This window comes from Burkholderia sp. HMSC10F09 (genome assembly GCF_001806955.1).
Taxonomy (GTDB): Bacteria; Pseudomonadota; Gammaproteobacteria; order Burkholderiales; family Burkholderiaceae; genus Burkholderia; species Burkholderia multivorans.
Window position 1 is genome coordinate 1 of record NZ_KV786682.1, and the last position, 5,914, is coordinate 5,914.

Sequence of the window (5,914 nt, forward strand, 5' to 3'; positions counted from 1 at the left end):
CGGCGTCGCTGGCTTGCGCCGCTGCTGCTGCTCGCCGGCGCGCTGCTGTGGGCGGCCGCCGGGATGTCGCCGCTGATGCCGGGCGCGCAGTTCGCGTTCTTCGCGATCGTCGCGCTGCTCGCGCTCGCGCTGCGCCGCGTCCCGGGCCATCTGCCGACGCTCGCGCTCGCGTCGCTCGCGCTGCTCGCGGCGGTGCGCTACGTCTGGTGGCGCACGACGCAGACGCTCGATTTCCGCGGCCCGGCCGAGGCGATCGCCGGCTATCTGCTGTACGGCGCCGAAGCGTATACGTGGATGATCCTGCTGCTCGGCTTCGTGCAGACGGCCTGGCCGCTCGACCGGCCGATCGTGCCGCTGCCGGCCGATCCCGACACGTGGCCGAGCGTCGACATCTACATCCCGACCTACAACGAGCCGCTGTCGGTCGTGAAGCCGACCGTGTTCGCCGCGCAGAGCATCGACTGGCCGACGGACAAGCTGCGCGTCTATCTGCTCGACGACGGCCGCCGCCCCGAGTTCGCGGCGTTCGCGCGCGACGCCGGCATCGGCTATCTGACGCGCGACGACAATCGCCACGCGAAGGCCGGCAACATCAACCGCGCGCTGCCGAAGACGCACGGCGAGTACATCGCGATCTTCGACTGCGATCACGTGCCGACGCGCTCGTTCCTGCAGACGACGATGGGCGAGTTCCTGCGCGATCCGAAGTGCGCGCTCGTACAGACGCCGCATCATTTCTTCTCGCCCGATCCGTTCGAGCGCAACCTCGGCACGTTCCGCGAAGTACCGAACGAGGGCAACCTGTTCTACGGGCTCGTGCAGTCGGGCAACGATCTCTGGAACGCGGCGTTCTTCTGCGGCTCGTGCGCGGTGCTCAAGCGCAGCGCGCTCGAGGAAGTGGGCGGCGTCGCGGTCGAAACCGTGACCGAGGATGCGCATACCGCGCTGAAGCTGCATCGCCGCGGCTACACGTCCGCGTATCTGCCGACCGTGCAGGCGGCCGGCCTCGCGACCGAGAGCCTGGCCGGCCACGTGAAGCAGCGCACGCGCTGGGCGCGCGGGATGGCGCAGATCTTCCGGATCGACAATCCGTTCCTCGGGCGCGGGCTCGGTTTCGTGCAACGGATCTGCTACGGCAACGCGATGCTGCATTTCTTCTACGGCATTCCGCGGCTCGTGTTCCTGACGATTCCGTTCGCCTACCTGTTCTTTCATCTGTACTTCATCAATGCGTCCGCGCTCGCGCTCGCGAGCTACGTGATCCCGTATCTGGTGCTCGCGAACGTCGCGAACTCGCGGATGCAGGGACGCTTTCGCCATTCGTTCTGGGCGGAAGTCTACGAATCGGTGCTTGCGTGGTATATCGCGCTGCCGACGACCGTCGCGTTCCTGAGCCCCAAGCACGGCAAGTTCAACGTGACCGACAAGGGCGGGCGAATCGACGAAGGCTACGTCGACTGGTCGACGTCGAAGCCCTATCTCGTGCTGCTCGCGCTCAACGCGCTCGCAATCGCGGCCGGGCTATGGCGGCTCGTCGCCGAGCAGGGTGACGAGGCGACGACGATCCTGATCACGCTCGGCTGGACCGTGTACAACCTCGCGATGCTCGGCGCCGCGCTCGCCGTCGCGCGCGAGACGAAGCAGGTGCGCGTCACGCATCGGATCGCGATGCGCGTGCCGGCCACGCTGCTGCTCGCGGACGGCACGACGGCCGCATGCTTCACGAGCGACTACTCGACGGGCGGCCTCGGGCTCGACGCGGTGCCGGGCCTGTCGCTCGCGGTCGGCGACCGGCTGCAGGTGTGCGTGTCGCGCGGCGACCGGTCGTTTCCGTTTCCGGTGCGCGTGAGCCGCGTGACGCCGACGCATGTCGGCGTCAGCTTCGATGCGCTGACGCTCGAACAGGAGCGGCTGCTGATCCAGTGCACGTTCGGCCGCGCCGACGCGTGGCTCGACTGGCACGAAGGCGCGCCGGCCGATACGCCGCTGCGCGGACTGAAGGAAGTGCTGCGCGTCGGCCTCGACGGCTACGTGCGGCTGTGGAAGGGGACCGCGCAGCGGCTGCAGGCGCTGCTCGCGCCGAAGCTCGAGCGCGCGCGCGACTGATGCCGCGCATCACGGAGTGGTATCGATGACGTTCTGGAATCTGTATTTCATCCTGAAGTTCGCGCTGTTCGCGACGGGGCATCTGCAGCCGATGTGGGTGGCGAATCTCGTGTTCGCGCTGGCGCTCGCGGTGAGCGCGCCGCTGCGTTCGCGCGTCGCACGCATCGTGCGGCAGATCGCGGCCGTCGCGATCGCCGTGCCGCTGCTCGCGCGCGAACTGCATGCGCCGCCGCTCGCACGGCTCGCGGAGGCCGCGCGCGAGGTCGCGACGTTCCGCGCCGATTACTGGCTCGAGATTCTGCCGCGGCTGCTGCCGCCGATGTTGCTGCTGACGGTGGCCGGCGCGCTGATCGTCTATTTCGTCGTGAACCGCTGGCTGCGCGTCGCGACGTTCGTGATCGCGGCCCTGATCGCGATGCCGCTGTGGCAGGCGGGCAGCGGCTGGGCGACGCGCGTCGCGCAGGCGACGACGGCGCAGGGCGGCGGCGCGGCGGCGTCGCGCGCGGGCCAGCCCGAGGACTACAACGCGGCACTCGCGACGTTCCGCACGCAGGAGTCGCAGCGGCAGGTCGCGTTCGGCCATCTCGGCAGCGATCCGGCGGCGCAGTCCGACGTGATCGTCGTGCATGTCTGCTCGCTGTCGTGGGACGACCTCGATGCGGCCAAGCTGCGCAATCATCCGATGCTGAGCCGCTTCGACTACCTGTTCACGAATTTCAGCACGGCCGCGAGCTACAGCGGGCCGGCCGCGATCCGCGTGCTGCGCGCAAGCTGCGGACAGGAGGCGCATGCCGATCTGTACAAGCCCGCGCCGCAGCAATGCCATCTGTTCGCGCAGCTCGCGAGCGCCGGCTACACGGTGCAGTCGCTCCTGAACCACGACGGCCACTTCGACAACTTCCTGCAGGTGATTCGCGACAACATCGGCGTGCCGGGCGCGCCGCTCGTGTCGAACGACGCGGCGCCCGTCGCGATGCACGCGTTCGACGGCTCGGCGATCAAGGACGACTACGCGACGCTCGCGAACTGGTATGCGCAGCGCGCCTCGGTCGCGGGCCCCGTCGCGCTGTACTACAACACGATCAGCCTACATGACGGCAACCGCGTGGTCGGCAGCGCGCTGACGAGCATCGACTCGTATCCGCAACGCGCGGCGAAGCTGATGAGCGACGTCGACCGGCTCGCCGATCTGATCGCGCAATCGGGCCGGCGCGCGGTGATCGTGTTCGTGCCCGAGCATGGCGCCGCGCTGCGCGGCGACCGGAACCAGGTGGCGGGCCTGCGCGAGATTCCGACGCCGCGCATCGTGCACGGGCCGGTCGGCGTGCGGCTCGTCGGCTTTGCCGGCGATCACGGCACGACGACCGTGATCGACCAGCCGACGAGTTTCCTCGCGCTCGCGCAGCTGCTGTCGAACCTGGTATCGAACAGCCCGTTCAAGCCCGGCGTGACGCTCGCGCAATACGCGGCGGATCTGCCGCGCACGCGGATGGTCGGCGAGAACGAGGGCACGGTGACGATGCAGACGGCCGCGGGCTACGCGGTCAAGACTCCGGACGGCGTATGGATCGACGAACAGTAAACCGCGGCGACATCGACGACGATCGCCTGTCGCAACCGAACGACGTGCTCGGCTTCGCGCGTCACGTGCCGGCGTTCGATCCCGGGTGCTATGTAGACGAACAGGCGCGGCGCGCGTACGTCGATGCGCTCGCGCGCTGGCCCGTGCTCGCGAAGCTGATGGGGCTCGCGCGCTGAGCGGCGCCGCGCCGATCTTCTCGCGCGAACTCGACACGAAGTTCCATTCGGCGAAACGCTCGCCCGGCGGATGTGCGCCGCCGAGCAGCATGAGGCGCGCCGATCTCGCCGCGACGCCGGGCCGGCCGCGTGGCCGCCCGGTGCGCGACGATGCGGCGCTTACAGGTTCGGCGACAACTCGAGCGCGTTCGTCAGATCGCCCATCGCGGGCGCGCCGTTCGCCTTCAGCGCATCGTCGCGCTGCTGCAGGCCCGGCAGGCGCGGCAGCGAGAAGCGGCGCGTGATGAAGCGCAGGATCGACGCGGTGTCGTACTGCGTGTGATCGACGAAACCCTTCTTCGCGTACGGCGACACGATGATGGCCGGAATCCGCGTGCCGGGGCCCCAGCGGTCGCCCTTCGGCGGCGCGACGTGATCCCAGAAGCCGCCGTTCTCGTCGTAGGTGACGACGACGACCATGTTCTTCCACTGCGGGCTCGCCTGCAGATGCGCGATCACGTTCGCGATGTGCTGGTCGCCGCTCGCGACGTCGGTGTAGCCCGCGTGCTCGTTCAGGTTGCCCTGCGGCTTGTAGAACGCGACCTGCGGCAGCGTGCCGGCGTCGATCGCCTGGATGAACGCGCTGCCGTCGGTGCCGCCGTCGAGCAGGTGCTGCGCGCGATTCGCGGTGCCCGGCGCCTGGTTTGCGTAGTAGTTGAACGGCTGGTGGTGCGGCTGGAAGTTCGGCGCCGTCATGTTCGGGCCGTAGATCACGTTCGCGGTGCCGCTCTGCGCGGCCTGCAGCGCTTGCCCCCAGGCACCGCCGTACCAGGCCCACGACACGCCCGCGTTGGTCAGCAGATCGCCGATGTTCTGCTGCGTCTGCGGCGGCAGCGTCGTCGCGGCCGACGGATCGGCGAGGTTCGGATCGCCGCCTGCGGCCGCCTTGTTGCCGCTCGGCTGATACGGCGGCTGCATCGTGTTGACCGCGTAGAAGTCGGGCGTCAGGTTGCCCGAGTTCACGAACTTCGGTGCGCCGGCAAGCGCGGACGCCGGCGAGTTGCTCGCGAGCTGCAGCGACTTGCCGTCCGCGTTGACGGCGGAGATCGAGCCGGCTGCCGGGCTCTTGTCCGCGTTCGCGTAGTACGGCGCGCACGCGCAGATCAGGTACTGGTGGTTCAGGAACGAGCCACCGAATGCGCCCATGAAGAAGTTGTCCGCGAGCGTGTACTGCTGCGCGATCTTCCACAGCGGCAGCTTCGATGCGTCGGCCGTGTAGTGGCCCATCACGAGGCCGCCCGAATCGGCCCACGCGGCGAACATGTCGTTCTTGCCGCCGTTGATCTGCATCTGGTTCTCGTAGAAGCGGTGATACAGGTCACGCGTCGTCACGCTCATCGACGTGTTGAAGCCGTTCGGATCGTCGATCGCGAACGGCGCGTTCGGCAGATTCTCGGTCATCGCTTCGGTCACCGCCGGCGTGACGCCCTTGGCGGTCAGGCCGCCCCAGATCTTCGGCAGCGTCGCGAGCGGCTGGCCGTTGCGGTCCTTCTGCTGCGCGCTCGCGGCCGTCACGTTCTGCAGCCCGTTGGCGCCGGGGAAGTTGCCGTACAGGTTGTCGAAGCTGCGGTTCTCCGCGTAAATGACGACGACGTTCTTCACGGCCGACAGGCCCTGCTGCTGCACGTCGTCGCCGCCGCAGGCGGTGAGGGCGAGCGCCGCGGCAACGGCGATCGGCGTAAAGCGAATCCAGGCGTGGTGGTTCATCCGTTGTACTCTCATCTCTCTTGTCGCGTGGGGACCGGCGTCGATTGCCGGGCGACCCGGCAGGCGGGCGCGGCATGTCCGGCTGCCCGCATTCTGAGGGCGCGATTTGACAGGCTGGTGTAGGCGTCCTTTCGAATGGCTGTCGACGCTTCGTCATGGAACGGTCATGCGGCTGACATAAACTCCGGCCGCTCCTGAACCGACATTGCGATCCATCGATGAAGCTCCGTCTCTCGAGAACCGGCGCACGCGTGCGCCCGTGGCGGCGCGCGGGCCGCGCGCTTGCGCTGGCCGCCGCGCTGGC

4 protein-coding genes are annotated in these 5,914 nt (G+C 68.7%); 3 read left to right on the top strand and 1 reads right to left on the bottom strand.

The window, feature by feature from the left end; all coding sequences use genetic code 11:
• The 3 genes from bcsA to HMPREF3115_RS12445 form a co-directional block, all read left to right on the top strand.
• The coding region (bcsA, locus tag HMPREF3115_RS12435) for a UDP-forming cellulose synthase catalytic subunit (protein WP_083302202.1) at window positions 1–2,106 on the top strand (2,106 nt) is incomplete at its 5' end.
• 25 nt (window positions 2,107–2,131) lie between these two features.
• Window positions 2,132–3,688, top strand: coding sequence for a cellulose biosynthesis protein BcsG (gene bcsG / locus HMPREF3115_RS12440; RefSeq protein ID WP_070554586.1), 1,557 nt, complete (start codon window positions 2,132–2,134; stop codon window positions 3,686–3,688).
• Window positions 3,670–3,864 carry a hypothetical protein gene (locus HMPREF3115_RS12445; protein ID WP_006402166.1) on the top strand — a complete coding sequence of 65 codons (195 nt, stop codon included), beginning with the start codon at window positions 3,670–3,672 and terminating at the stop codon, window positions 3,862–3,864. The genes bcsG and HMPREF3115_RS12445 overlap by 19 nt, the downstream gene beginning before the upstream one ends.
• Window positions 3,865–4,023: 159 nt before the next feature.
• On the opposite strand, the gene HMPREF3115_RS12450 is transcribed toward HMPREF3115_RS12445, so the two are convergent.
• On the bottom strand, window positions 4,024–5,610 hold the full coding sequence (locus tag HMPREF3115_RS12450) for an acid phosphatase (RefSeq protein ID WP_006409099.1): 1,587 nt from the start codon (window positions 5,608–5,610) through the stop codon (window positions 4,024–4,026).
• Window positions 5,611–5,914 lie beyond the last annotated feature (304 nt).

Bases quoted from the DNA above. Each gene is read 5' to 3' on its own strand.
- bcsG (WP_070554586.1), top strand. From the start codon at position 2,132: ATGACGTTCTGGAATCTGTATTTCATCCTGAAGTTCGCGCTGTTCGCG.
- HMPREF3115_RS12445 (WP_006402166.1), top strand. From the start codon at position 3,670: ATGGATCGACGAACAGTAAACCGCGGCGACATCGACGACGATCGCCTG.
- HMPREF3115_RS12450 (WP_006409099.1), bottom strand. From the start codon at position 5,610: ATGAACCACCACGCCTGGATTCGCTTTACGCCGATCGCCGTTGCCGCG.